The following is a 23265-nucleotide window of genomic DNA, read 5'->3' on the forward strand; positions in this document are numbered from 1 at the left end:
AGCCGGCGGCGGTCCCGGCCCCGGCGAGCGCCGGCCGGCGGCAGCGCCGCGCCATCGGCGCACCGATGCGGCGCGGGCGCGGCGACGCGCCGCATCGGAGGCGCCCCGGCTCCGCAAACCCAGCGCCGTGCGGCAGCCACCGACATGCGCCGGACACACCCGGTCCCGCGCACCCGCGCTTTGTGCGGCGGCCCCCGGCGGCGTCGCGACCGACGGGTCAGCCCCCACGGCACGAGACGCCCGCAGCGACGACGCGTAAGCCATTCCGTCGCGGGAACGCCGCGTTGTCCGCCGAGTGATGCTCTTGGTAATATGACGTGATTCTCCCACCTCGGCCCGGCATTCAACACGGCACGGATGGGCGGGCCAAAGGAGGCGTTTCATCCGCGATCGTTTCCGGCGATGAAGCCTGCCAGCCATCATTTTCCAGTCGAGGTCGGTGATCGAAGGTTGAGTGCCGGATCCGGAGTCGTCGGGGCCGGTGAGCGGATGGGGCTGTTCGCGGGCCTGGCGCGTCTCTTCAAAAGTCCGGTCTCGCGGCTGATAACCCACGCGGCACAAGGCGGGCCGGCATGGCGGTCGCTTCGTGCCGGCCTCGGCAGGGTGGGAAAGGCACGGACCTACGCCTCTCGCGTTCTGACGAAGGAACCCATCGACGTGGCCGGCGGAGAGGTCGTGCTGCGCCAGGTCGATGTCGAACTGGCGGGCGCGCTGCCGCTCGTACTCGAACGGACATATCTGTCCTCATCGCTCGTTAACGGCTTTTTCGGAATGTCGTGGGCATCGACGCTCGACCAGCGGCTGGAGATCGATGCCGAGGGCGTGTGTTTCGCATCGGCCGACGGGATGGTGCTGGCCTACGCCACGCCGGTGACGGGGGCGCGGGTCCTGCCGGAGTCGGGACCCCGCTGGCCACTGCGGAAGACCATTGACGGCACGTACACGATCACCGATCCGCGGGCCGGCCGGGAGTGGCGCTTCGAAGGACGATCGGGCACGGCCCTTCCCCTCGAAGGCCCATCTAGCGCGGTTCTTCCCCTCACCTCGATCGTGGATCGGAACGGGCATCGCATCGACCTCGTCTACGACGACGATGCGCTGTCGGAGATACGGCATTCGGGCGGGTATCGGATCGCGGTCGCCATGGACGGTGACCGGGTCGCCGCGTTGCGGCTGGTCACGGGTGAGGCGGGCGGGCAGGTGCTCGTCCGGTATCGCTATGACGACACCGGCCGGCTCAGCGAGGTGATCAATTCCTCCGGCGTGCCCCTGCGTTTCACCTATGACGGCGTGGGCCGTCTCACCGGCTGGGTGGACCGCAACGGCTTCTGGTACCGCTACGTCTACGACGACAAGGGACGAGCCGTCCGGGCCGAGGGCTCGGACGGCATGCTGAACGTCAGTCTCAGCTACGCCGAGGACGGCTCGGCCACGACCGTGACCGACTCGCTCGGGCACCGGACGACGTTCCATTTCAACGCGTCGCGTCAGGTCGTCGCCCAGGTCGATCCGCTCGGCCGCCGGACGGTGTCCAAATGGGACGCCCAGGACCGGCTGCTGGCCCGTACGGACCCGCTGGGCCGCACCACCAGGTACGCCTACGACGGCCGGGGCAACCTGACCTCGATCACCGGACCGGGCGAGCGGCGGCTCTCCGCGCGGTACAACGAGCTTGGTCTGCCCGTGGAGTTCGTCGAGGCGGACGGGGCGGTCTGGCGGCAGGAGTTCGACTCCCGGGGCAACGTGATCGCCATCACCGATCCCCGCGATGCCGTCACCCGCTGTTCCTACGACGAGCGTGGTCACCTGACGGCGATCAGGGACGCTCTCGGCCTCACCACGCGAGTGGCTCTCGATGACGCCGGCCTCCCGGTAGCGACCACCAAGCCCGGCGGCGCGACGACACGGATGGACCGGGACGCCTTCGGGCGCGTGACGGCGATCAGAGACGCGGCCGGTGGAGTGACGCGGTTCGGCTGGACTATCGAGGGCAGACCCGCATGGCGCACGCTGCCCGGCGGTGCGACGGAACGCTGGCGCTACGACGCCGAAGGCAACTGCGTCGAGTACCAGGACCCCGCAGGCCACATCACCCGCACCGTCTACGGCCCGTTCGACAAGCCGGTGGCCCGCATCGGCCCCGACGGCGCCCGCACAGAGTTCTCCTACGACACCGAACTCCGGCTGATCGCGGTCACGAACCCCGTCGGCCTGGTCTGGCGCTATCAGTACAACGCCTCCGGTGACCTGGTACGCGAGACCGACTTCGACGGACGCACCGTCTCCTACGCCCATGACGCCGGCGGCCGGCACACCACACGCGTCAACGGTGCCGGGCAGGTCACCCACTACACATACGACCTGTTCGACAACGTCGTCGAGCAGCGCAGCGGGGACACCGTCGCCACCTTCACCTACGACCCCGCCGGACGGCTCATCCGGGCCGTCAACCCCGACGCGGACGTACGGTTCGACCGGGACCCCCTGGGCCGGATCATTCGGGAGACCTGCAACGGCCGTACGCTGACCAGCGTCTATGACCCCATGGGACGCCGGATCCGGCGCCGCACCCCGTCCGGCACCGAGACGACCTGGCGATACGACGGCGACGGCCCGCCCGCCGCCCTGGAGACCGCGGGCCAGACGATCCGTTTCATCTACGACCCGGCGGGCCGCGAGGTCGAACGCCGGATCGGCGGCGGTGCCGTACTCACCCGGAAATGGAACGCCGACCGCCGGCTGAGTTCCCAGACGCTCTGGAACGCCGGCGCGGACCGGCCGTCGCAGCACCGCGCCTACCGCTACCGTACGGACGGGGCACTCGTCGGCATGACCGACCAGTTCGGTGGACCCACGAGCTTCGATCTCGACCTCGCCGGCCGGGTGACGGACGTTCACGCCGGCGACCGACGCGAGCGCTACGCGTACGATCCGGCCGGGAACATCACCGAGGCCGGCACCGGCGCCGACCATGGCACGGCGGGTCCACGAGAGCACGCCGGCGTCCGCGTCCGACGCGCCGGACGGACTCATTACTCCCACGACGAGCAGGGGCGTGTCGTCGCACGACGGCAGGTGACACCTTCGGGCAAGTCACTCACCTGGGAGTACACCTGGGACGCCGACGACCGCCTGCGCGCCCTCACCACCCCGGACGGGCGGCGATGGCGGTACCGCTACGACGCCCTCGGCCGGCGAGTCGCCAAACAACTCCTCACCCGCGACGGACAGGCCGTCGAAGATCAGGCCGACTTCGTCTGGGACGGCCCTGTCCTCACCGAACAGGTCCAGAGCGGGCGCGTCACCACCTGGGACTATGAGCCTGATACATTCCGCCCCCTGACCCAGACCGAGGGCGTCGCGGCCGACGACGGGCGACGGCGGATCGACCAGCGGTTCTATGCGATCGTCACCGACTTGATCGGCACCCCCACCGAGTTCATCACCGCCGACGGAACCGTCTCCGGGTGGCTCCGGACCACGCTGTGGGGTGCTCCCCTCGCCGGCCCGGGCACCGTCGACTGCCCGCTCCGCTTTCCCGGGCAGTACCACGATCGGGAGACCGGGCTTCACTACAACTTCCAGCGCTATTACGACCCGGCGGCAGGCCGCTACCAGAGCCCCGACCCGCTGGGCCTCGCTCCAGCACCCGATCCGTACGGCTACACCGTCAACCCCACGGTCCAGATCGACCCCCTCGGCCTCGCGCCCTGCGCCCCCGGCCCTCACCTGGCCCTGGGGCTCAAGTACTCGCTTGGCGGCGGTAGGCCGCTGTTGGAGCCGTTCGCCCAGCAGATCGGTGCGCACACGTTCTTCGATATGCCGCGCGACTGGCTGCACGGCAGCAATCAGGAGACCATTCTTCACCTATTGAAACACCCCGACACGAAGCTGTCGTTCAACATGACCGGGGTGGACAACCCCTATGAGGCGTTCTTGCGGGTGGCGAAGAACCGGGGGAACATCGGCAGCGGCGCCGGGTTCACGGACTGGGAGCTTTATCAGATCAGCATGCATCCCGAGACCTGGTCCAAAATCACCTTCTACAAAGACGGCAAGGTGATCGGGAATCCGTTCGAGATGAACGTTGGGCAGCTCGCGCACCCGATCGTTTGAAGGCACTTCACGCGCGGCGGGTGGCCAGGAACGCTCCCAGCCTGGCGGATCGTCTCCTCCAGACCGTCGGCGTGTCGCAGCGTGACGATGCGCAGGTGGTCGGTGGTCGCTCCCCCCGACGCACCCACCACGCGGACTTCGGCGGCCCTACCACGGCACCCGCGTACGCCGTCAGGCACGCCGGGTCTGCAGGAACTCCCCCAGGCGGCCGATGGCCTCCTCCAGGTCGTCGGCGTGTTGCAGCGTGACGACGCGGAGGTGGTCGGGGGTGGGCCAGTTGAAGCCGGTTCCCTGGACGACGAGGATCTGCTGGCTCTCCAGCAGGTCGAGGACGAAGCGCTCGTCGTCCTCGATCGGGTAGACGTCCGGGTCGAGGCGGGGGAAGACGTACAGGGCGCCGGCCGGCTTCACGCAGCTCACGCCCGGGATCTCGTTGAGCAGGCGGCAGGCGCGGTCGCGCTGTTCGCGGAGGCGTCCGCCGGGCAGGACCAGATCGTTGATGCTCTGGTAGCCGCCGAGGGCCGCCTGGATCGCGTGCTGGCCCGGGACGTTCGGGCACAGGCGCATGTTGGCCAGCATGTTGAGGCCCTCGATGTAGGACTCGGCATGCTCCTTGGGGCCCGAGACCACCATCCAGCCGGAGCGGAAGCCGCAGACCCGGTACGCCTTGGACAGACCGGAGAAGGTCAGCGACGGCAGGTCGGGTGCGAGGGGCGCGATCGAGACGTGCTCGGCGTCGTCGAACAGGATGCGGTCGTAGATCTCGTCGGCGAGGATCAGCAGCCCTTCGCGGCGCGCGAGTTCGGCGACTCCTTCGAGCAGCTCACGCGAGTAGACGGCGCCGGTCGGGTTGTTCGGGTTGATGATGACGATGGCCTTGGTGGCCGGGGTGATCTTGGCTTCGATGTCGGCGAGGTCGGGCATCCAGCCGTTGCCCTCGTCGCAGAGGTAGTGGACGGGCGTACCGCCGCTGAGCGACACGGCCGCCGTCCACAGTGGGTAGTCCGGCGCCGGGATGAGCACCTGGTCGCCGTTGTTGAGCAGGGCCTGCATCGCCATCACGATCAGCTCGGACACGCCGTTGCCGAGGTAGACGTCCTCGACGTCGAGGCCGGCGAACCCCTGCTGCTCGTAGTGCTGTACGACGGCTCGCCGGGCGGGCAGGATCCCCTTCGAGTCGCTGTACCCGTGGGCCACCGGCAGGTTGCGGATGACATCCTGAAGGATCTCGTCCGGAGCCTCGAACCCGAACGGAGCCGGGTTCCCGATGTGCAGCTTGAGAATCTGGTGCCCCTCGGCCTCCATCTGCATGGCACGCTTGAGCACCGGTCCACGGATGTCGTAAAGGACGTTGGCGAGCTTGTCCGACTGGCTGACCTGCATGGCGACCACCCTAACGGGCTCCCGCCGGCAGGCGGCAGCGAATTACCGCCGGCCCTCCACAGAGGGATCCGCCGGTCGGCGCGCCGCCACAGTCGAGGCGGTGGCCGGTACGGATGAGCCGTACGAAACGGCGGACCCGCCCGCATCCTGCCGTCACCCACTACGCGTTCCGCACGGGTGGGCCGTACGGGACGGCGGACCCGCCCGCATCCTGCCGTCACCGCCCGGCCACCACGCGATCCGTACGGGTGGGCGGACCGTCCCTACCCCGCCCTCACCATCGGGCCGCTGTGCGGCGGTTCAGGCGGTGCGCAAGGCGTCCGTGGGTGACAGGCGGGCCGCGCGCCGGGCGGGGTAGAGTCCGGCGATCGCGCCGACCACCAGTGCGATCCCCGCGCCGCCCCACAGCGCCTGTGCCGGGACGGCCATGTCCCAGCCGTGCGCGTACGCCATCCCGGCGGTCACGCCGACGCCGATGGCCAGGCCGGCGAGGCCGCCCAGTGTGGACAGCACCAGCGACTCGGCGAGGAACTGCGCGGCGATGTGCGCCCGCGTCGCCCCGAGCGCCCGGCGCAGGCCGATCTCCGAACGCCGCTCCAGCACCGCGATCACCATCACGTTCGCGATGCCGATCGCACCGACGAGCAGGGCGATCCCGCCGAGGCCGAGGAACAGGGAGTTGTCGGCCTGCTTGACGGCGAGCCGGGCGGTGAGCGCGTCGGACGGCCGGGAGACGTTCACCTGGTACGGCTGCGCCGGGTCGGCGGTGGCGGCGAGCAGGCCCGCCACCTCGGGCACGTGCTCCGGGTCCGTCCGCACGTAGATCCGGCTCGGGTGGCCGTCGTAGCCGAGCAGCCGGGCGGCCGCCGCGAACGACACCAGCGCCGACCGGTCGATCTCCGGGGCGAGCGGGAGGGGCCGCAGGATTCCGGCGACGGTGAACCAGTGGCCGCCCAGCCAGACCCGGCTGCCGGGGCCGACGTCCGTGACGCCCAGAGTGGCGGCGGCGTCGTGGCCCAGGACGGTGACCGGATAGGGGCCGCCGTCCAGGAACCGCCCGGCCGGCACGGTGCCGCCGAGCGTGACCGGCAGGGTCCGGTCGCAGGCGCGTACCGCGAGGCCGCCGGTCTGCCCGGCCGGCACGTGGTCGTTACGGAACACGTCGGCGCCGGTGAGCTGGGCGGTGGGCGCGACGCTCTCCACATACCGGATCTGCCGGATCATGGGGGACGCGGTGGCCGGCAGCGCCGCCTCACCGCCGCTCAGGCCCTGCCCGTTCGCCACGGTGAGCAGGTTGGTGCCGAGCCGGTCGATCTGGGCCAGCAGGGCGGACTGGCTGGAGCGGGTGACGCCGAGCACGGCGACCAGGGAGGCGATGCCGATCGCGATGCCGAGCGCGGACAGGACCGCCCGCATCCGCCGGGATCGCAGCCCCAGCGTGCTGGTCGGCAGCAGGTCCCGTGGGCGCAGGACGCTCCGGTCGGCCGTCGCGGCGCCGCCTGTGCGTGCGCGGTTCACCGCACCACCCGGCCGTCGCGGATCTCGATCGAGCGGCGGCACGCCGCGGCGACCTCCTCGTCGTGCGTGACCACGACGAGGGTGGTGCCGTCGTCGTTCAGCTCGCGCAACAACTCCATGATCTCCTTCTCGGTGCCCGAATCGAGGTTGCCGGTCGGCTCGTCGGCGAACACGATCGCGGGACGCCCGACGACGGCGCGGGCGATGGCGACGCGCTGGCGTTCCCCGCCGGACATCCTGGTGACGCGGTGCCGCATCCGGTGCGCCAGGCCGACCCGGGCGAGCGCCTCGGCCGCGGCCCGCCTCCTGCGGGCGACCGGGACGCCCCGGTACAGCAGTCCGGCGGCGACGTTGTCCAGCGCGGTCAGCGCTTCCAGCAGGAAGAACTGCTGGAACACCACGCCGACCCGGTGCGCCCGCAGCCCGGCGAGCCGCCGGTCGCCCAGGCCCTCGACCGGGCGTCCGTCGATGCGCACCGAGCCGCTGGTCGGCCGGTCCAGCCCGGCCATCAGGTGCAGGAGCGTCGACTTTCCCGAGCCGGACGCGCCCCGTACCGCGAGCATCTCCCCCGGCTCGACGGTCAGGTCGATGCCCTTCACGGATTCGACGGGCGGCTCGCCCGGGTAGGTCTTGCGCACCTCGCGCAGCTCAAGAACCGGCACCGGGCACCTCCACGTGCGCGCCCTCGGTCAGCCCCGCGCCGGAGACCTCGGCCACTCCGTTCGTCTCGTCGAACAGCCCGGTCTCGACCGGCACGTGGCGACGCGTCGCGCCGTCCACCACGACGACCTCGTACCGGCCGCCGGGCAGCGCGCGCAGCGCGACGATCGGCACCGCCAGGACGTTCTTGTGCTCGTCCGAGGTGATCTGCACCTGCACCTGCGCCTGGTCGAGGTACCCGTGCAACGCGCCGTCGACGGTGACCGTCGCCGGCACCACCGACGGTGAGCCACCGCCGGACGAACCGCCGGACGAACCGCCGCCCGGCGAACCGCCGGACGCCCCGGAGTCGCCGTTAGACGAGGACGCGACCGCGCTGACGGCGGTGACCGTGCCCCGGCGTGAGGTGCCGTCCGGAAGCGTGACGATGGCGTCGTCGCCGACGTGGACCTTGGGGGTGTCGGCGGGTGACAGCTGGACGGTCACCACCCGGCGGTCGCTGCTGCCGTGGACGACGAGCAGCCCGGGATGCACCGGAGTCCCGGCCTTGACGTCCCGCCCGGTGATCCGCACGGCGCCGGGCGCGAACACGATCCGGCCGAGCGGCACGGTCCCGGTCACCGGCAGGTGCGCGTCGTCCTGCCAACGGCGTACGGCCCAGTACGTCGCGTACGAGAAGTGTCCGTCCACGGTCAGCGCGTCTCCGTAACCGAGGGCCGTCAGGTTGGTCTCCAGCTGCCGGACGTCCGAACCGTCGCTCATCCCCAGCCGGAAGGTCCGCCACACGGCCCGCGTTCCGTACAGCAGCGGTACCCGTCGCCCGTCGACCTCGTACGCGGCGTCGCCCCGCTTGACCACCTGGCCGACCGCCGGTAGCCGGGTGATCGTGCCCTGCCCGGCCGCGACCAGGTCGTAGCCGCCCGCGTGGCCCAGCGTGCCGTTGGCCGGACTGCGCTGGGCAACATCGGTACGGGTGACCGGGGCGGTGGCCGTGGCCGGGGCGGTCGCCGCCGGCTCCGGGCCCGCGGCGGACCCGTCGAACAGCGCCCAGCCCGACACGGCCGCCACGCCGATCAGCACGAGCCCCCCGGCGACCGCCGCCTGGCGTCTCCGCTTCACCTCAGCCGCCCGAGACGAGGATCTGCCCGCCGGTCATGTACTGCCGGCAGGCCGCCAGCTGTGTCTTGAAGACCTGCTTGCCCGCCCGCAGCCGCTGCGGCAGGTCGAAGCTGCCGTCCGCCTTCGGGTCGGGCCAGTCGGACACGCCGTGCGCGCGCATGCACTGGGCGAACCGCCGCAACTTCGCCATGTCCCCCGCGGAGGCCGCGGGGCGGCGGCCCGGCAACTGGTTCGCGATCGACTTGCAGGCGGTCATCGCCGACTGGGGCGGTTTGCTGGTGTTCGCCGGCGGGCCCCAGCTGCCGCTGGGATCCTGGACCGGGTCGGGAAAGTTGGGTACACCGTGCCGGCGCAGGCAGGCGGCGAGCTGCCGCCAGAGCGCCGCGTCGTTCCCGCGTGCGGCCCCCTGCCGGGCACCGGACGTGGCCGGGGTGGATGAGGCGGAGTGACCGTGGCCGCCGCCGCATCCGGTGAGCAACGACGCCAGCGCCAGACCGGCGAGAGCCATCCTAAGTGTCATGCCGTTGATGGTCGGGCGGACGGCCTGCTCCGGGCTCCCCCCGAATGTGGCGACTCGCACCACCACTTTCGAGGGCACCGTGACCCCGTCCCGGCCTGAGAGCATTCCGACCGGTCGAGTGGTTTCATGGTTCGGTCCGGCCCCGGTCGTCCGTGGCGGACGTTCAGGCGGTGGAGATGTTCTCTCGGTCAGGTCTGCGCTTCCGGATGGCCGTCTCGTACGTGGCCCTGTCCACAGTGGTCGTGGTCGCGGTCGAGGCGGTTCTCCTCGCGATCTTCGTGCCCCGGCTGCGGTCGGCGGACCAGAAGGTGAAGTTCGTCGTCGGCCAGTCGGCGACCGACGCGGTCATGCAGCGGGCCGAGACCGAGGGAGCGAAGCTGAGCGCGGCGGCGGAGCGGCTCGCCGGCCGGTCCCGGCTCGGCGATCAGAAACTGCTCGTCATGGTGGCGCGGCAGCGGTTCGCCTCCTCCCGCGCCGACGTAGCGGGCGAGACGGAACTCGTGGCCACGCCGCGGGGCGAGGTCGTGGGCGGCTCGACGTCGCCTCGCCCCGGCTCCACGTTGCCGGTGAGCATCGCCGGAGCGACGTCCCGCTCGGGCACCACCAAGGACCCGCACCGGCCCGTCGACTGGGCCATCGCACCGATCACGGCATACCGTGCCGGCGGGTCGCAGCACGTCGGCGCCCAGGTCATCGGCGTCGTCTACCTCCAGCGGCCGCTCTCCGGCACCGTCGTCAAGAGCGGGCGTGATCCGGTGGCCGCGATCGACACCACGTTCGGCGGCGCGGGCGGCGTGCTGTTGCCGGGTTTGATCATTCTGGGGTTGCTCGTGCCGATGGGTGCGCTGTTCGGGCTGCTGAGCACCGGGCGGCTGATCCAGCGGGTCCGGCGGCTCGTGGCCGGGATCACGTCGATGGCCGACGGCGACCTGTCGGCCCGGATCCCGGTGTCCGGTGGCGACGAGGTCGGCCGGCTGGAGGACGGGTTCAACCGGATGGCCGAGCGGCTGACCGCGGCCGTACGCGCGGAGCGGGCCGCGGCCCGGCAGGCCGAACGCACCCGGATCGCGCGTGAGCTGCACGACTCGGTGTCACAGGACCTGTTCTCGGTCAACCTGCTGGCGGGCGGACTGCGCGAGGCGATCACCGACGGCGAGCTGCGCTCCCAGGCGGAGTCACTGGAGCGCACCGTCGGGCGCACCATGCGGGAGATGCGGGCCATGCTCCTCGAACTGCGGCCGATCGACCTGGAGGACGCCGGGCTCGCACTCGCGCTCGACCAGCTCTGCCGGGCGTACGAGGCGCGGCTCGGCGTCCGCATCACCACCGACGTCGGGCTGGTCCAGCTGCGGCCGGAGGCCGAGCACGCGGTCCTGCGGCTGGTGCAGGAGGCCCTCGGCAACGCCACCCGGCACGGCGACGCCGAGACGATCGAGCTGAGCCTGACCGGCGACGGCGGACGGGTGGAGGTCGTGGTTCGCGATGACGGCCGCGGCTTCGACCCGGCGCGGGCCGGCGAGCGGCACGGCATGGGACTCGGGCTGATGCGCGACCGGGTGACCGAGCTCGGCGGCACGTTCCAGGTGGTGAGCGCACCGGGGCAGGGCACGGTGGTACGGGCGCGGATACCGGAGGTGGCGGCGTGATCCGGGTGCTCATCGTGGACGACCACGAGGTTGTCCGGCAGGGACTGCGCTTCGTGCTCGACCAGAAACCGGACATCGAAGTCGTCGGGGAGTGCGCCGACGGTCGTTCCGCGGTCACCGCGGTCCGGCGCCTCGACCCGGACGTGGTGCTGCTCGACCTGGTCATGCCGGGCCTGGACGGCCTGGGCGTGCTGCGCGCACTGCGAGAGCCGCCGGTGCGCGCCGCGGTGATCGTACTCACCTCGTTCCTGGCGGAGGACAGGGCGCTGGAGGCGGTACGGGCCGGGGCGCTGTCCTATCTGTCCAAGACCGCGGCGACCGGCCAGGTGGTGGAGGCGGTACGGGCCGCCGCGACGGGCGGGAGCGTGCTGGACCCGGGAGTCGCGGCCTCGCTGGTGCAGCGCGTCCGCGAAGTCCCGGACGACGGGCCGCTGGGCGTGTTGTCCCGCCGGGAGCGCGAGGTGCTCGCGAAGCTGGCGCGCGGGCGGTCCAACCGGGAGATCGCCCGCAGCATGTCGATCAGCGAGGAGACGGTGAAGTCCTACGTCTCGGCCGTGCTGACCAAGCTCCGCCTCCAGGACCGCACCCAGGCGGCGATCTTCGGTCTCCAGCAGGGCGTCGTGTCGCTGGACGACGCCCTGCTGGACGACGGCGCTTGAACCGGGCGGTCGCCGCGGACGTTCTGTCTCAGTCGCGCTCCTGCCAGGTGCACAGGCAGACCCGGTTGCCTTCGGGGTCGGCGAGTACCCAGTAGCTCGGCGCCTCCGCGTCGCTGACGAGCGTGCCGCCGGCGGCGAGCGCCGCGTCGATGCGCGGCCGGGCCTGCGCGGGATCCACCCACACGTCCGGATGCCAGCGCTGGCGGGGCTCCTCGCTGCCGGACCCCTGGAACCAGACGGTCGGCAGGCCATCGGACGGATCGCGAAGCTCGTCGCCGAAGCCGGGCCCGGACAGGTGCTCCATCGCCAGCACCGCCGCCCAGAACGGGAGGACCTTCTCGCGGGCCGGGGTGTCGAGGGCGAGTTCGAGCCGCGAGACGTCCGCGGACTCCACTCGCGCGCCCGCGCCGGCCGCGATCGAGGAGATCGTACGGGCCAGCCGAACGTCGCGGTCGGTGACCCCACGCTCGTCGTGGCTCGTCAGGCGGACGTCGACGTGGCTGTAGCGCAGGTCGAGGTCGGGGTGATGGTTCATCTCCTCGGCCGCCGCACCGATGGCGTCGACCACCGCCAGCCCGGTCGCGAAGTCACCGGTGTGAATGCGTGCCTGCAGGCCACCGAGCAGGTAGGCCCACCCGGCAAGCTCCTCGTCGGCGATCTGCCGCCCGGTCAGCCTGGTCATCCGCGCGCCGTAGCGGGCGAGTCAGAAGGGGAGGGACCCGACCGACGCCCCGAGGGAGCGCAGTCGTCGCGACCGGGCCGCATCGTGTCGGACACCCGCGCCACCTCGACGCATGCCTGGTCACTGATGCCGCCGCTACGGGAACTCTTACGCCATTGGGGGATCATGTGTATCTCTCCAGATACTGCTCGATGATGGCGCGCGAACCATCCTCAGATGCGGCTTTCGCGCCGATACAGTCGAACTTTACTGCGAACTCCTTGACCTCGCCGGTCCCCTCGATCAGGCGTCCACCGTTCTGAGCTCCGGAATAGGCCACGTCCCGTGCTTCCAAGCTGATGACCTGGAACGGGCCGTCGATGCCGAGGTGCGGCCCGGATGACGTGGGGATGACCCGCACGCTCACGCAAGGCAAGCGGGAAAGCTGGAGGAGGTGCTCCAGTTGCGCCTTCATTACCTTCGCTCCGCCTACGGGAAGGGCCAAGACGCTCTCGTCCATCAGCGCCCAGACATACGGTGGATCCTCACGACCGAAGATGCCCTCCTTACGAGCGATCCGCTCGGCCACCGCCGTGTCGAAGTTCTTCGGGTCAATCATCGCCAGCAGCGCGCGGATGTACTCGTCTGTCTGTAGCGGCCCGGGGATCGCCTGGCCGTGGTAGATCTTGATCGCGAGAGCCTCGGCTTCGTAGTTGCTGTATTGACGGAACCAGTCGGGGTTGTGGGCCGTGCGGGCGTACCAGAGCAGGAGCTGGAAGAGATAGCCGGATTCCCACGTACGGTCGAGGGTGTAGGCCTGCCTGTCGTCGATCTTCCGGCGACCGGCCTCGATGTTGGAGACGGTCGACGGGGCGGCGCTGATGATTTTCCCCATCTGGTTGAGCGAGAGACCGCGTCGCTGACGCTCGTACCGTAGCTGCCAGGCCAAGAAGTGCCAGAGTGAGAGTTTTGGATTCACAAGGTCTTTGCCGATCTGCATGGCAGCCCCCATCGTCATCAATCGCTTTTGCCGCGACCGAATCTAGCCCGAAAAATTCGTTCTTGAGGGAGAAATCGGCAGCTCTAATCGCCTTTCTCACCACAGATGATTCACCGAATGCGAATACTGACGATTTATCCACCGAGGAGCTGCACACGCATCCGATCAGCGACCAACCCGCCCCGCCCGGAAAAGGCGTCCCCCGAAACGACCGGTAAGACGGCCTCGGCTCGACGGCGGCCGTCACGGGCCGCTCGGAGAGCCGATCGCCTCGCGCTCTCTCCGCGTAACGGAGAGTCACCGCGACACCCACGATGATCGCCACGCCGCCGCAGCGGCTGACGGGCACGGCTCCTGGACTCCGTGTCCAATTGTGATCCGGGCAACATACAAGCAGGCTTGATTGCATGTTTTGTCGCGCCTACCGTCGGAGGCGTGTCAGTAAGCAGTCGCCGACGTCACGGCCAGCACCGGCACGCGGCTTCCCGTACGCAGGAGGAGCGGCGCGCCGAGACCCAGGGGCGGTTGCTCGACGCCACCATGGAGTGTCTCGCCGAGCTGGGCTGGTCGGGCACGTCGACCACCGAGGTCGCCCGGCGCGCGGGTGTGTCGCGCGGGGCGCAGCAGCACCACTACCCCACCAAGATGCTGCTGGTCGCCGCCTCCCTCGAGCATCTCCTCGAACGTCAGCGCCTCGCGTACGAGCGCGCGTTCGCCGAGTTGCCCGACGGCCGGCGCAACGTCGAAGGGGCGCTCGACCTGCTCTGGGACACCTTCCGGCAGGCGCCCTCGCTCGCGCTCATGGAACTCGCCATGGCCGCGCGGACCGACGAGACCCTGCGGGAGCTCAGCCTCGACATCAACGAGCGCGTGGTGCAGGTGATCCTCGAGACGTTCAACCGGCTGTTCCCCACGTCGCTGGACGCACAGGCCGCGAACACGGTGATCCGCACGCTGTTCGCCACGATGATCGGCCTGACGCTGCAGAACTCCCTGGACGACGACGCCCACGGACACCAGGCGGCGGTACTGACACAGCTCAAGAGCTTCGCCCGTCTGCTCATCCCGGCCGACTCAGGGGAGTGACAATGCCCAATCCGACGAGCACGACGCTGGACGAGGAAGTCCGCGAGAAGGTCCAGGACCGCAAGGCCTATGTCGGCGTCATCCAGCGCCTGTCGAAGGCCTCCGTGGACAAGCACTGGGAGGCGTACGCCGACATCCCGTGGGAGGACCCCGACTTCAAGGTCGACCCGAACGACCCCCGCTGGATCCTGCCGCCGATCGACCGGCTCGGCGCCACCGAGTGGTACCGCGGCCAGCCGGAGCACGTCCAGGCCCAGATCGGGCTGTGGCGCGTCGCGACGATGATGAAGATCGGCCTGCAGTTCGAGAACCTGCTCAAGCGCGGCCTGCTCGCCTACGCGTACAAGCTGCCGAACGGCTCCCCCGAGTTCCGGTACGTCCTGCACGAGACGACCGAGGAATGCCATCACGCGATGATGTTCCAGGAGTTCGTCAACCGTACGGGAATGCCCATCAAGGGCATGCCGCGCAGCCTCGACATCCTCGCGCAGGTCGCGCCGCACATCCCGCGGATCTCCACCGAGCTGTTCTTCGTGTTCGTGCTCGGCGGTGAGGATCCGATCGACTACTTCCAGCGGCAGAGCATCAAGGGCGGTCACATCAGGCACCCGCTGCAGGACAAGATCCTGCGCATCCACATCGCGGAGGAGGCGCGGCACATCTCCTTCGCCCGGCACTACCTCAAGCACCGGGTGCCGCGCATCAACCCGGTACGCCGCAAGGCGCTCGGCGTGATGTCCCCGCTGATCCTCGGCCTCATGGCGCGCATCATGCTCGCGCCGCCCGGCACGATGGTGCGCCACTTCGGCATTCCCAAGGACGTCATCCGCGAGGCGTACGGCAAGAACGACGCCTGGAAGGGCGAGATGAAGAACTGCGTCGCCAAGGTCCGCGAGCTCGCCGCCGAGATCGGCATGGTCGACGGCGTCAGCCGCCGGCTCTGGCAGGCCGTCGGCCTCTGGGACGAGCCCCAGCAGAAGACCCGTAAGACCGGAAAGGCGGCGAAGTGACCCGCATCGCCGTCATCACGGGTGGCGCCTCCGGCATCGGCCGCGCCATCGCGACCGCTCTCGTCCTACGGGGTGACAGCGTCGTCGTCGCCGACCTCGACAAGGAACGCGCGGAGAAGGTCGCCGCGCGCCTGTCCGAACGGGGCGAGGCCGAGGCCGCCGCGCTCGACGTGACCGACGCCGAGCAGGTCGCCGCGCTGTACGGCGACGTCGCCGAGCGGCACGGACGGCTCGACCTGGTCTTCAACAACGCCGGCATCGCGGTCGGCGGCCGTACCGACGAGCTCACCCTCGACCACTGGAACAAGACCCTGGACGTGAACCTGCGCGGCGTCATCCACGGGGTGCACGCGGCGTACCCGATCCTGCTGAAGCAGGGGCACGGGCACATCGTCAACACCGCCTCGCTCGCGGGCCTCGTACCGGCGCCGCTGATGCTGCCGTACACCACGACCAAGCACGCGGTGGTCGGCCTGAGCCTCGCCCTGCGCGCCGAGGCGGCGGCCGCGGGCGTACGGGTGAGCGTGATCTGCCCCGGCTTCGTGGACACCCCCCTGCTCGACAACGCCAACCCGGACCTGCCGGCCACCGAGGCGGGAACCCACGCACGCGAGGCGGCGCTGAAGGTGCAGCGGCGCCTGTACACCCCCGAGGCGCTGGCCCGCGACGTGCTGCGCGGCGTGGAGAAGAACCAGGCGCTGATCGTCGCCCCGGCCTCGGCCCGCGCCGCCTGGCGCGGTGTCCGCATGTCACCCGAAGGCGCCGTGCGGATCGCGGGCCGCAGCATCGGCCGCCTCGGCCCGGCGGGCAACGGCACGCAGAGTCACTGACCGACGACCCGCGTCCTTCTGCCACCTGGTTCACGCCGTCGCGTCGCCGGGGCCGCGGCGGCGTAGCCGCATCCGGCAGATCGGCGCGGCCGGGCGAGAAGTCACGGACGAGGAACCATCGGTTCCGTTCCGTCAATCGATATGGCGAAAAAATGACCCGCTCTCTCCGTGCTCAAGCTCACACCGAGATGTCCACTTCTGGCCCCCAGTTCCCGATTTTTGCATCTTTTTCATAACGACTATTGCTTCACGTTAAGAGCACCGAAATCCTCTCGTCGCGGCCTTATGCGCCGCTGACGAAAGGACTGGTGGATGTCACGAGACGGACGACGCCGTCGCGCTCTGACAGCCGCAGCCGTGGCACTGCCGCTCGTGGCAGCGACCCTCTCGGCTACCGGCACAGCGCAGGCGAGCGACCGGCATACGGTGGCGGGGACCAAGCCCACGTGGGCTGCCTCTTCCGTTGACCGCGGCAAGACCGACAGCAAGCAGCGGGTCGACGTGAAGGTCTGGCTGACCGGCCGCGACCCCAAGGGACTCGACGCCTACGCTCAGGCCGTCTCCACGCCGGGTAACGCGCTGTACGGCAAATACCTCACCCCGCAGCAGTTCAACCAGCGCTTCGGGGCGAGCCGGCAACAGATCAACGCTGTCACCTCGTGGATCCGCAGCTCGGGCCTGTACGTCGACCTCGCCGGCTCCAACAGCCACTACCTCCACGTGACCGGTCACGTGGACAAGGCGACGAAGGCGTTCGGCACCGAGTTCCGCAACTACGCGGCCCAGGGCACGGTCGCCCGCGCGCCGGAGAGCAACGCCACCGTCCCCGACTCGGTGGCGTCCTCGGTTCTCACGGTGACCGGTCTGGACACCGGCAAGCACCTGCGCACGCACAGCGACACGCTGCCCCCGCCGGAGCCGAACTACAACGTCGCCGAGCCCTGCGCTCAGTACTGGAACCAGAAGGTCGCGACGGACAAGCCGACCGCGTACGGCAAGCACCAGTCGCGGGCGATGTGCGGCCTCCTCCCCCAGCAGCTGCGCGGCGCGTACGGCTCGACCGCGAGCGGGCTGACCGGCAAGGGCGTGACGGTCGCGATCGTCGACGCCTACGCCGCGCCGAAGATGGAGGAGGTCTCCAACCAGTTCTCCAAGAAGTACGGCAGCCCGGCGTTCGCCAAGGGCCAGTACCGTGAGGTGCTGCCGTCGACCTTCGACCTCGTCGACGAGTGCGGCGCGGCCGGCTGGTACGGCGAGGAGGCGCTGGACGTCACCGCCGTGCACGCCATGGCGCCCAAGGCCAACGTCGTCTACGTCGGCGGCCAGAACTGCGCCGACGGCCTGGACGACGCGCTCACGAACATCGTCGACAACCACCTGGCCGACATCGTCAGCAACTCGTGGGGCGACCTGGCCGAGCACTACACCCAGGCGATGATCGACGCGGAAGAGTCGATCTTCAAGCAGGGCGCGATCGAGGGCATCGGCTTCTACTTCTCCACCGGTGACTGCGGCTACGAGGTGCCCGGCACCCCGTGCCAGGCCCGGTACGGCGACGCGGCCTCGACGAGGCGTCAGGCCGACCTGCCCGTCTCCGACCCGTGGGTGACCGCGGTCGGCGGCACGACCCTCGCGGTCGGCAAGCACAACAACTACGAGTTCGAGACGCACTGGAACGTCCAGTACGACAGCCTCGCGGCGAACGGCAAGAGCTGGAGCTACCCGCCGCCCGGCAGCTACCCGACGACCTACTCGGCCGGCGGCGGTGGCGGTACGAGCGACCTGTTCGCCCAGCCGGGCTACCAGCGCGGCGTCGTGCCCCGGTCGCAGAGCACCAACCTGCCGGACGGTACGACGGCCAAGCAGCCGATGCGCACCATCCCGGACATCTCCGCGGTGGGCGACTCCGGCACCGGCATCCGGTACCCGGAGTGGAACCAGCGTCCGGACGGTTCGTTCGGCTACACCGAGAGCCGCGTCGGCGGCACGAGCCTGTCCTGCCCGATCATCGCCGGTCTGCAGGCGCTGGCCCAGCAGGCCCAGGGCCGTCAGCCGATCGGGTTCGCCAACCCGGCGATCTACCTCCGGGCGGGCACGAAGGCGTACCACGACGTGACCGACACGCCGCTCGGCAAGAACAGCCCGGTCGCGTACGTCCGTACGAACTACACCGACCCGTACGCGGCGACCGGTCCGCTGCAGTACATCCTCGTCACCTCCGGGAACAAGGGCATTCCGGCGCAGGACGCCCTGAACGCCGTCCGGGGCTATGACCGAGGCACCGGTGTGGGCAGCCCGACCGCCGCGTACATGCGGTCCTTCCGGTAGGGAACGGCCCGTTCCATCGAACGGCGCGGGGCCGGGTGCGACGACCTGTCGCATCCGGCCCCGCGCCTTTTCGTTCGCGCCTTTTCTCGCGGTGTCACTCCGGCAGGCCGATGAAGCGGCCGAGGCCCCGCATCGCGTAGTCGAAGGTCGCGGTCAGGTCGGAGAGGACGTTGTTGTACTGCCCGAACAGCTCGAAGCTCACCGCGCCGAACAGCCCCGGCCAGGCGGTGGCCGCGCGGGCGACGACGTCGTCGGGCACGCCGGGCATGATCGCGTCTCTGATCCTGGCGGCGTCGGCGGCGAACGAGGCCGGCGCCGGCGGGTAGCCGCCCGGCGGGTCCAGCACGCCCGCGCGGAAGGCGTCGCCGACCAGCCGCCCGAAGACCTCCGCGGACGTCGACGCCGGGGCGATGGTGTCCTCCGGCGCGCGGTAGCCGGGTACGGGCGAGCCGTAGAGCAGCGCGTACTCGTGGGGATGCGCGAGGGCCCAGTCGCGCAGGCCGTGGCAGAGCGCGAGCCAGCGCCCCAGGAAGTCCGTGCGGTCGCGGGCGGCCTCGGCCTCCTTCACCGCCCTGCCCGCGGCGTTGTAACCGTCGATGATCAGTGCGGTCAGCAGATCGTCTCGGCTCGGGTAGTAGCGGTAGATCGCCGAGGAGACCATCCCCATCTCCCGGGCGACGGCCCGCAGTGACAGCCCGGCCGCGCCGTCCTTGGCCAGGTGCCTGCGGGCGATGTCGGTGATCTCCGCCATGAGCTCGGCGCGCACCCGTTCCCGTGCCGTACGGCTCGCGTTCATGCCTCGACCATAACAGAGCATCGCAACGAAACGAGAGCGCCGCTCTTGGCAACGGTGGCCGGTGGCGTCCCGGGCGGTCCACGACCGCTCAGCCGGTGATCGAACGCGCTGATTCCGGGTAGGGCCGGGCGCAAGGAACGACGACGACCCACAAGGAGGCAGTCCGATGGAGGCCGAGGGCCGACGCGACGACCAGGCGTCCGAGGAGCGGAAAGACCGGGACGACCGTGGCACGGCGTCGGAGCTGTCCGACCGCGCCGCCGAGTCGGTCGGCCGGCGCTACGACGCCACCAAGGAGACTCACCACGAGACGCAGGGCGACGACGAGGACCCCGCCGACTGACGCACTCAGAATGTGATTCCGCTACAAAAACCGCGTTCTTCATGGTGGGCGCATGACAATAATTTAATTGATCAAGGAGAGACGGCTTCTTCTCGCGCATTCAGCCATTGAAGGCCGCACTCCCTGCGGGTAATGTGCGAAATCAAGCTCGGCCCATTATCCGAAGGGCGAAAGCGTCATGCGCAAGATTTTCGCCGGAACCTTATTCGCGGGCATCGCCGCGACCGCGGTGGCGCTCGGCTCCTCCCCGGCCGCCGCCACCACCTTCACCGTGACGAACGGCGGAGACAGCACCGGCACGACCTCGAATCTCACCTTGACCGACGTCGACACGGGCGCTCGGATCATGTGCCATGGGACCTGGTCCGTCGACGCCCCCGACGGGACCGGGCCGGGCACGGACCTCTTCGCCACCACGGGCTTGGCCCTCAGTTGCACCACCGCGCTCAACCTCACGGCGAGCGTGAGCGGCACCCTCGGGTTCTTCAACGCCTCGTGGCCCGGCAACGGTTTCACCACGGGCACGCTGACCGGCACCGATCTCGTCGTCAACATAGCCGGCGCATGCACGACAAGAATGCGCGGCGAGCTCGACAATGTGACCTATGACAACAGCGGCGCACTCACCATCGACACCGACGCCACCCCGAAGTTGACCATTCCCACCGGTACGGGCTCCGGCTGCCTCGGCCTTTTCCTGGCCGGCGACTGGATCACGGCCCAGGCCACATTCACGTTCAGTCCCGCTTTCCAGATCTCCAGCCCGTAGGAGGCCCGGGCCGTCAGTGCGCGACGCGGCCCGTGGCGGGGCCGCACCACTGGCGTAGCGCCGTGCGTACGCCGGTCCGTGCGCCGGGCCCGTCCGCGGCCCAGGCGATGTAGCCGTCGGGGCGTACGAGGACGGTCGTGCGGGTCGGGCCGCCCGCGGTGGCCAGGTCGACCCGATCGCGCCAGGCGGCGATCGCCGAGCCGTCGGTGCCGGGAGGGACGACCAGCAGGAAGCGGCCGGGACGCAGCGCGCGGTACAGCCTGCGGGGGGCGTCGCCCGCCAGCGGGATGTCCGGCGCGCGGTGGCCGGCGAGGGGATGCGAGCCGCGCGGCGCCGGATAGGCGAGGTCGATCATCGAGATCGCGCCCGCCATGCGCCGCGCGATCGGGGGCAGGCTCGACGCGACCCGCAGGGCGGTGTCGCGGAGCCGGAGCAGCACGCGCGGGCGCAGGAGGGCCGCGCGCAGGATCGTGCCGCTCGTGCGCAGGACACGCCGGCCGACCGGGTACCGCTCGTCGTGATACGTGTCGAGCAACCCCTCCGGCGCCCAGCCCTGGATCACGGCGGCGAGCTTCCAGGCGAGGTTGACGGCGTCCTGCAGACCGGTGTTCATGCCCATGCCCCCGGCAGGTGAGTGCACGTGGGCGGCGTCTCCGGCGAGGAAGATCCGGCGGTCGCGGTAGTGCGGCACCTGGCGTTCGTCGCTGTGGAACCGCGAGATCCAGCGCGGGTCGTGCATGCCGAGGTCGCTGCCGAGGACCGCGCGGGTGACCCGGCGGACCTCCTCGAAGTCGACCGGTGCGGTGTCGGGGAGCTGGTTGCGGCGGTTCCAGGCGATGACGCGGTGCCAGCCGTCGCTGAACGGCGCGATGAAGACGAACCCCGCGCCGGTGGCCCGCGCCGTCACCGTCTCCGGCGGGGGCTCGAGGAGCCGGACGTCGCAGATCATCACCGAGCGCACCGCCGACCGGCCGGGGAACGGCAGGCCGAGCTCGCGGCGTACGGTGCTGCGCACGCCGTCGGTGCCCACGGCGTAGCGGGCCCGCAGCGTGCGCGTCGCGCCGCCGGCCTCGCGCACGGTCACGTCGACGCCCTCGGCGTCCTGGCGCAGCGCCACCACCTCGGCGCCCGGCACGATCATCGCCCCGGCCGCGAGCGCGCGGTCGGCGAGCACGCGCTCGGTCTCGTACTGCGGCGTCATCAGCACGTACGGGAAGCGGGTCGGCAGGGAGAGGAACCGCAGGCCGAACGGGCCGAGGCTGGACACCGGCACGCCCGTCGCGACGAGGTCGTCGGCCAGCCCGCGGGCGTCGAGCAGTTCGAGGGTGCGCGCGTGCACGCCGAAGGCACGCGTGAGGTTGGACTCCTGGTCGCGGCGTTCGAGGATGACGCACGAGACACCGGCGGCGGCAAGGTCGCCGGCCAGCATCAGGCCGGTGGGCCCGCCGCCCACGATGAGCACGTCTGTGTCGGGCCGCATGCGTTCCCCCTGGGTCGTCGCCACCAGCGGTCAACCGTGTGTGACTGACAACGACCTTCCCCCGAAACGGGCCCTTCGCACCTCGGCGGTGTCTTCCGGCCTCGCCGCCCGGCCGCGGACGGCCCCCGAGCGGTTACTCGCCCGGCTCGTCGTGGCCGGAAGCGTCTTTGCGCACCTCGGCCTCGCGCCGGATCTCGCGTTCGGCACGCTCGCGCGCCTCGGCGAAGTAGCGGCCCGGATCCTTGATCATCCGCTCCGACCGATCGTCGGAGTCCTGCACCACGATGTCGCCCGGCATAGCCCCCACTCCCCTTTCTTCCGTCAGTGTCCGGAACGCCGGACGAAAGGTCAACCGATTCAGCGTACGAGCCGCAGGAGCCCCTCGTCGTTCGTCCCGTACGCGAGGGCGTCGGCGAGCAGGCCCGCCAGCAGGCGGACGAACGGGACGTCGGACCGGCTCACTCCCCCGACGTTCATGGCGTCCACGGTGAGCATGCCGTACGGCGTCTGCCCGGCCACGACCGGTACGGCGAGGAAGGACCGGTAGCCGTGTTCGGCCGACCCGTGCCAGCCCTCCGGCGGATCGCGGTCGACGTCGTCGGAGTGCGCGTGCTCGTTGCGCTGGATCATCGCGAAGACGGAGTCGCCCTCGGCCGTGCCCTCGGTGAAGACCGTCACGGGCGCGTCCGCGCGCCCGGCGTACTGGGCGGGCACGAGCTTCTTCGGGCTGCCGTCCTCCAGGCGGAACAGGCAGGCCCGTACGCGGCGGCCCTTGATCAGCTGCGCCGCCGAGCCGAGGACCATGGGGACGGTCGCCTCCCGCAGGTTCCCCCGCTCCTGGCGGTTGGTGGTGGTCGCGATGCGTCCCAGCTGGCGCACGATCGGGTCGAGCGCGTCGTTGATCGTGACACGCATCTCGACGGCGGCGTCGATGGACGCCTGCTCGGCGGTCTTGCGCTGGCGTTCCTTGCGGATCTGCTCGTAGCCGGGCACCGCCGCGCCGACGACGCTCATCACCACGCCGAGCGCGATCCACCAGGGCTTCCACGGGCCGGCGTCGCCCGCCTCGGCCCCGGAGATCGCCACCAGGGCCACGGACGCGACGCCGACGGTCGTGGTGATGTAAAGCCGTCGTCTGGGGGGAATGCGCACGCACGCACACTAAAGGATCATCGATGAACTCCGCGCGCCGACGGGATATATGCGGGACGTCACCACCATTCCGGTCGCCCCTTACCGGTATGCCGGAGTCGGGGCGAAGGTCCCGCGGCCACGGCGGCTCACCGGCCGCAGGATGAGGCGGGCCGCGCGGGGCCGCCGGGGCGAACCGGGGCGAAGGTC

At 70.5% G+C, this 23265-nt stretch carries 21 protein-coding genes; 9 read left to right on the forward strand and 12 right to left on the reverse strand.

Annotated features, from left to right (window positions below):
- The first annotated feature begins 657 nt into the window (after nucleotides 1–657).
- Nucleotides 658–4116 carry an RHS repeat-associated core domain-containing protein gene (locus ABEA10_RS29125; protein ID WP_345469294.1) on the forward strand — a complete coding sequence of 1153 codons (3459 nt, stop codon included), beginning with the start codon at nucleotides 658–660 and terminating at the stop codon, nucleotides 4114–4116.
- Between the two features lie 171 nt (nucleotides 4117–4287).
- Here the strand turns inward: ABEA10_RS29125 and ABEA10_RS29130 are convergent, their stop codons facing one another.
- The 5 genes from ABEA10_RS29130 to ABEA10_RS29150 all read right to left on the reverse strand — a co-directional run bounded on the left by ABEA10_RS29130 (nucleotide 4288) and on the right by ABEA10_RS29150 (nucleotide 9316).
- Entirely contained in the window at nucleotides 4288–5499 is a 1212-nt protein-coding gene (locus tag ABEA10_RS29130) for a pyridoxal phosphate-dependent aminotransferase (RefSeq protein ID WP_329240961.1), read from the reverse strand.
- Between the two features lie 300 nt (nucleotides 5500–5799).
- Entirely contained in the window at nucleotides 5800–7017 is a 1218-nt protein-coding gene (locus tag ABEA10_RS29135; RefSeq protein WP_345469296.1) for an ABC transporter permease, read from the reverse strand.
- Nucleotides 7014–7679 carry an ABC transporter ATP-binding protein gene (locus tag ABEA10_RS29140; RefSeq protein ID WP_345469298.1) on the reverse strand — a complete coding sequence of 222 codons (666 nt, stop codon included), beginning with the start codon at nucleotides 7677–7679 and terminating at the stop codon, nucleotides 7014–7016. The genes ABEA10_RS29135 and ABEA10_RS29140 overlap by 4 nt, the downstream gene beginning before the upstream one ends.
- A complete protein-coding gene (locus ABEA10_RS29145; protein ID WP_345469300.1) occupies nucleotides 7666–8796 on the reverse strand; it encodes a peptidoglycan-binding protein in 1131 nt (376 codons plus the stop codon). The genes ABEA10_RS29140 and ABEA10_RS29145 overlap by 14 nt, the downstream gene beginning before the upstream one ends.
- A 1-nt stretch (nucleotide 8797) precedes the next feature.
- Nucleotides 8798–9316: a hypothetical protein gene (locus ABEA10_RS29150; protein WP_345469302.1), complete on the reverse strand. Its 519-nt coding sequence runs from the start codon at nucleotides 9314–9316 to the stop codon at nucleotides 8798–8800.
- A 176-nt stretch (nucleotides 9317–9492) separates the two neighbouring features.
- On the opposite strand from ABEA10_RS29150, the gene ABEA10_RS29155 reads away from it, so the two are divergent.
- Both ABEA10_RS29155 and ABEA10_RS29160 read left to right on the forward strand, forming a co-directional pair.
- The gene (locus ABEA10_RS29155; protein ID WP_345469304.1) at nucleotides 9493–10962 is read left to right on the forward strand and encodes a HAMP domain-containing sensor histidine kinase; all 1470 of its coding nucleotides are present in this window, start codon (nucleotides 9493–9495) and stop codon (nucleotides 10960–10962) included.
- Nucleotides 10959–11621 carry a response regulator gene (locus ABEA10_RS29160; RefSeq protein ID WP_345469307.1) on the forward strand — a complete coding sequence of 221 codons (663 nt, stop codon included), beginning with the start codon at nucleotides 10959–10961 and terminating at the stop codon, nucleotides 11619–11621. Before ABEA10_RS29155 ends, ABEA10_RS29160 begins: the two co-directional genes overlap by 4 nt.
- Nucleotides 11622–11649: 28 nt before the next feature.
- Here the strand turns inward: ABEA10_RS29160 and ABEA10_RS29165 are convergent, their stop codons facing one another.
- The 3 genes from ABEA10_RS29165 to ABEA10_RS29170 are packed head-to-tail and all read right to left on the reverse strand — an operon-like array spanning nucleotide 11650 to nucleotide 13282.
- Nucleotides 11650–12303 (reverse strand): 4a-hydroxytetrahydrobiopterin dehydratase, encoded by a 654-nt coding sequence (locus tag ABEA10_RS29165; protein WP_345469309.1) that lies wholly within the window; start codon nucleotides 12301–12303, stop codon nucleotides 11650–11652.
- Entirely contained in the window at nucleotides 12300–12470 is a 171-nt protein-coding gene (locus tag ABEA10_RS51305) for a DUF397 domain-containing protein (protein WP_425550974.1), read from the reverse strand. Before ABEA10_RS51305 ends, ABEA10_RS29165 begins: the two co-directional genes overlap by 4 nt.
- The gene (locus tag ABEA10_RS29170) at nucleotides 12467–13282 is read right to left on the reverse strand and encodes a helix-turn-helix domain-containing protein (RefSeq protein ID WP_345469311.1); all 816 of its coding nucleotides are present in this window, start codon (nucleotides 13280–13282) and stop codon (nucleotides 12467–12469) included. Before ABEA10_RS29170 ends, ABEA10_RS51305 begins: the two co-directional genes overlap by 4 nt.
- Nucleotides 13283–13717: 435 nt before the next feature.
- Between ABEA10_RS29170 and ABEA10_RS29175 the strand changes: the two genes are divergently transcribed.
- The 4 genes from ABEA10_RS29175 (at nucleotide 13718) to ABEA10_RS29190 (ending at nucleotide 18536) form a co-directional block, all read left to right on the forward strand.
- A complete protein-coding gene (locus tag ABEA10_RS29175) occupies nucleotides 13718–14368 on the forward strand; it encodes a TetR/AcrR family transcriptional regulator (RefSeq protein WP_345469313.1) in 651 nt (216 codons plus the stop codon).
- A gap of 2 nt (nucleotides 14369–14370) precedes the next feature.
- On the forward strand, nucleotides 14371–15378 hold the full coding sequence (locus ABEA10_RS29180) for an AurF N-oxygenase family protein (RefSeq protein WP_345469315.1): 1008 nt from the start codon (nucleotides 14371–14373) through the stop codon (nucleotides 15376–15378).
- Nucleotides 15375–16208, forward strand: a complete 834-nt coding sequence (locus tag ABEA10_RS29185; RefSeq protein ID WP_345469317.1) for an SDR family NAD(P)-dependent oxidoreductase — start codon at nucleotides 15375–15377, stop codon at nucleotides 16206–16208. Before ABEA10_RS29180 ends, ABEA10_RS29185 begins: the two co-directional genes overlap by 4 nt.
- Before the next feature lie 372 nt (nucleotides 16209–16580).
- The gene (locus ABEA10_RS29190) at nucleotides 16581–18536 is read left to right on the forward strand and encodes a S53 family peptidase (protein ID WP_345469319.1); all 1956 of its coding nucleotides are present in this window, start codon (nucleotides 16581–16583) and stop codon (nucleotides 18534–18536) included.
- A 94-nt stretch (nucleotides 18537–18630) separates the two neighbouring features.
- On the opposite strand, the gene ABEA10_RS29195 is transcribed toward ABEA10_RS29190, so the two are convergent.
- The gene (locus ABEA10_RS29195; protein ID WP_345469321.1) at nucleotides 18631–19332 is read right to left on the reverse strand and encodes a TetR/AcrR family transcriptional regulator; all 702 of its coding nucleotides are present in this window, start codon (nucleotides 19330–19332) and stop codon (nucleotides 18631–18633) included.
- A 166-nt stretch (nucleotides 19333–19498) separates the two neighbouring features.
- On the opposite strand from ABEA10_RS29195, the gene ABEA10_RS29200 reads away from it, so the two are divergent.
- Both ABEA10_RS29200 and ABEA10_RS29205 read left to right on the forward strand, forming a co-directional pair.
- Nucleotides 19499–19675, forward strand: a complete 177-nt coding sequence (locus ABEA10_RS29200; protein WP_345469323.1) for a hypothetical protein — start codon at nucleotides 19499–19501, stop codon at nucleotides 19673–19675.
- 229 nt (nucleotides 19676–19904) lie between these two features.
- Complete coding sequence (locus ABEA10_RS29205; protein WP_345469324.1) at nucleotides 19905–20444, forward strand: hypothetical protein; 540 nt, start codon at nucleotides 19905–19907, stop codon at nucleotides 20442–20444.
- Between the two features lie 13 nt (nucleotides 20445–20457).
- On the opposite strand, the gene ABEA10_RS29210 is transcribed toward ABEA10_RS29205, so the two are convergent.
- The 3 genes from ABEA10_RS29210 to ABEA10_RS29220 form a co-directional block, all read right to left on the reverse strand.
- The gene (locus tag ABEA10_RS29210; protein ID WP_345469325.1) at nucleotides 20458–21924 is read right to left on the reverse strand and encodes an FAD-dependent monooxygenase; all 1467 of its coding nucleotides are present in this window, start codon (nucleotides 21922–21924) and stop codon (nucleotides 20458–20460) included.
- A gap of 133 nt (nucleotides 21925–22057) precedes the next feature.
- Entirely contained in the window at nucleotides 22058–22222 is a 165-nt protein-coding gene (locus ABEA10_RS29215; protein WP_345469326.1) for a hypothetical protein, read from the reverse strand.
- 59 nt (nucleotides 22223–22281) lie between these two features.
- A complete protein-coding gene (locus tag ABEA10_RS29220; RefSeq protein WP_345469327.1) occupies nucleotides 22282–23076 on the reverse strand; it encodes a GAF domain-containing protein in 795 nt (264 codons plus the stop codon).
- Between the last annotated feature and the right edge of the window lie 189 nt (nucleotides 23077–23265).

This window comes from Actinoallomurus oryzae, assembly GCF_039541955.1.
Classification (GTDB): Bacteria; Actinomycetota; Actinomycetes; order Streptosporangiales; family Streptosporangiaceae; genus Actinoallomurus; species Actinoallomurus oryzae.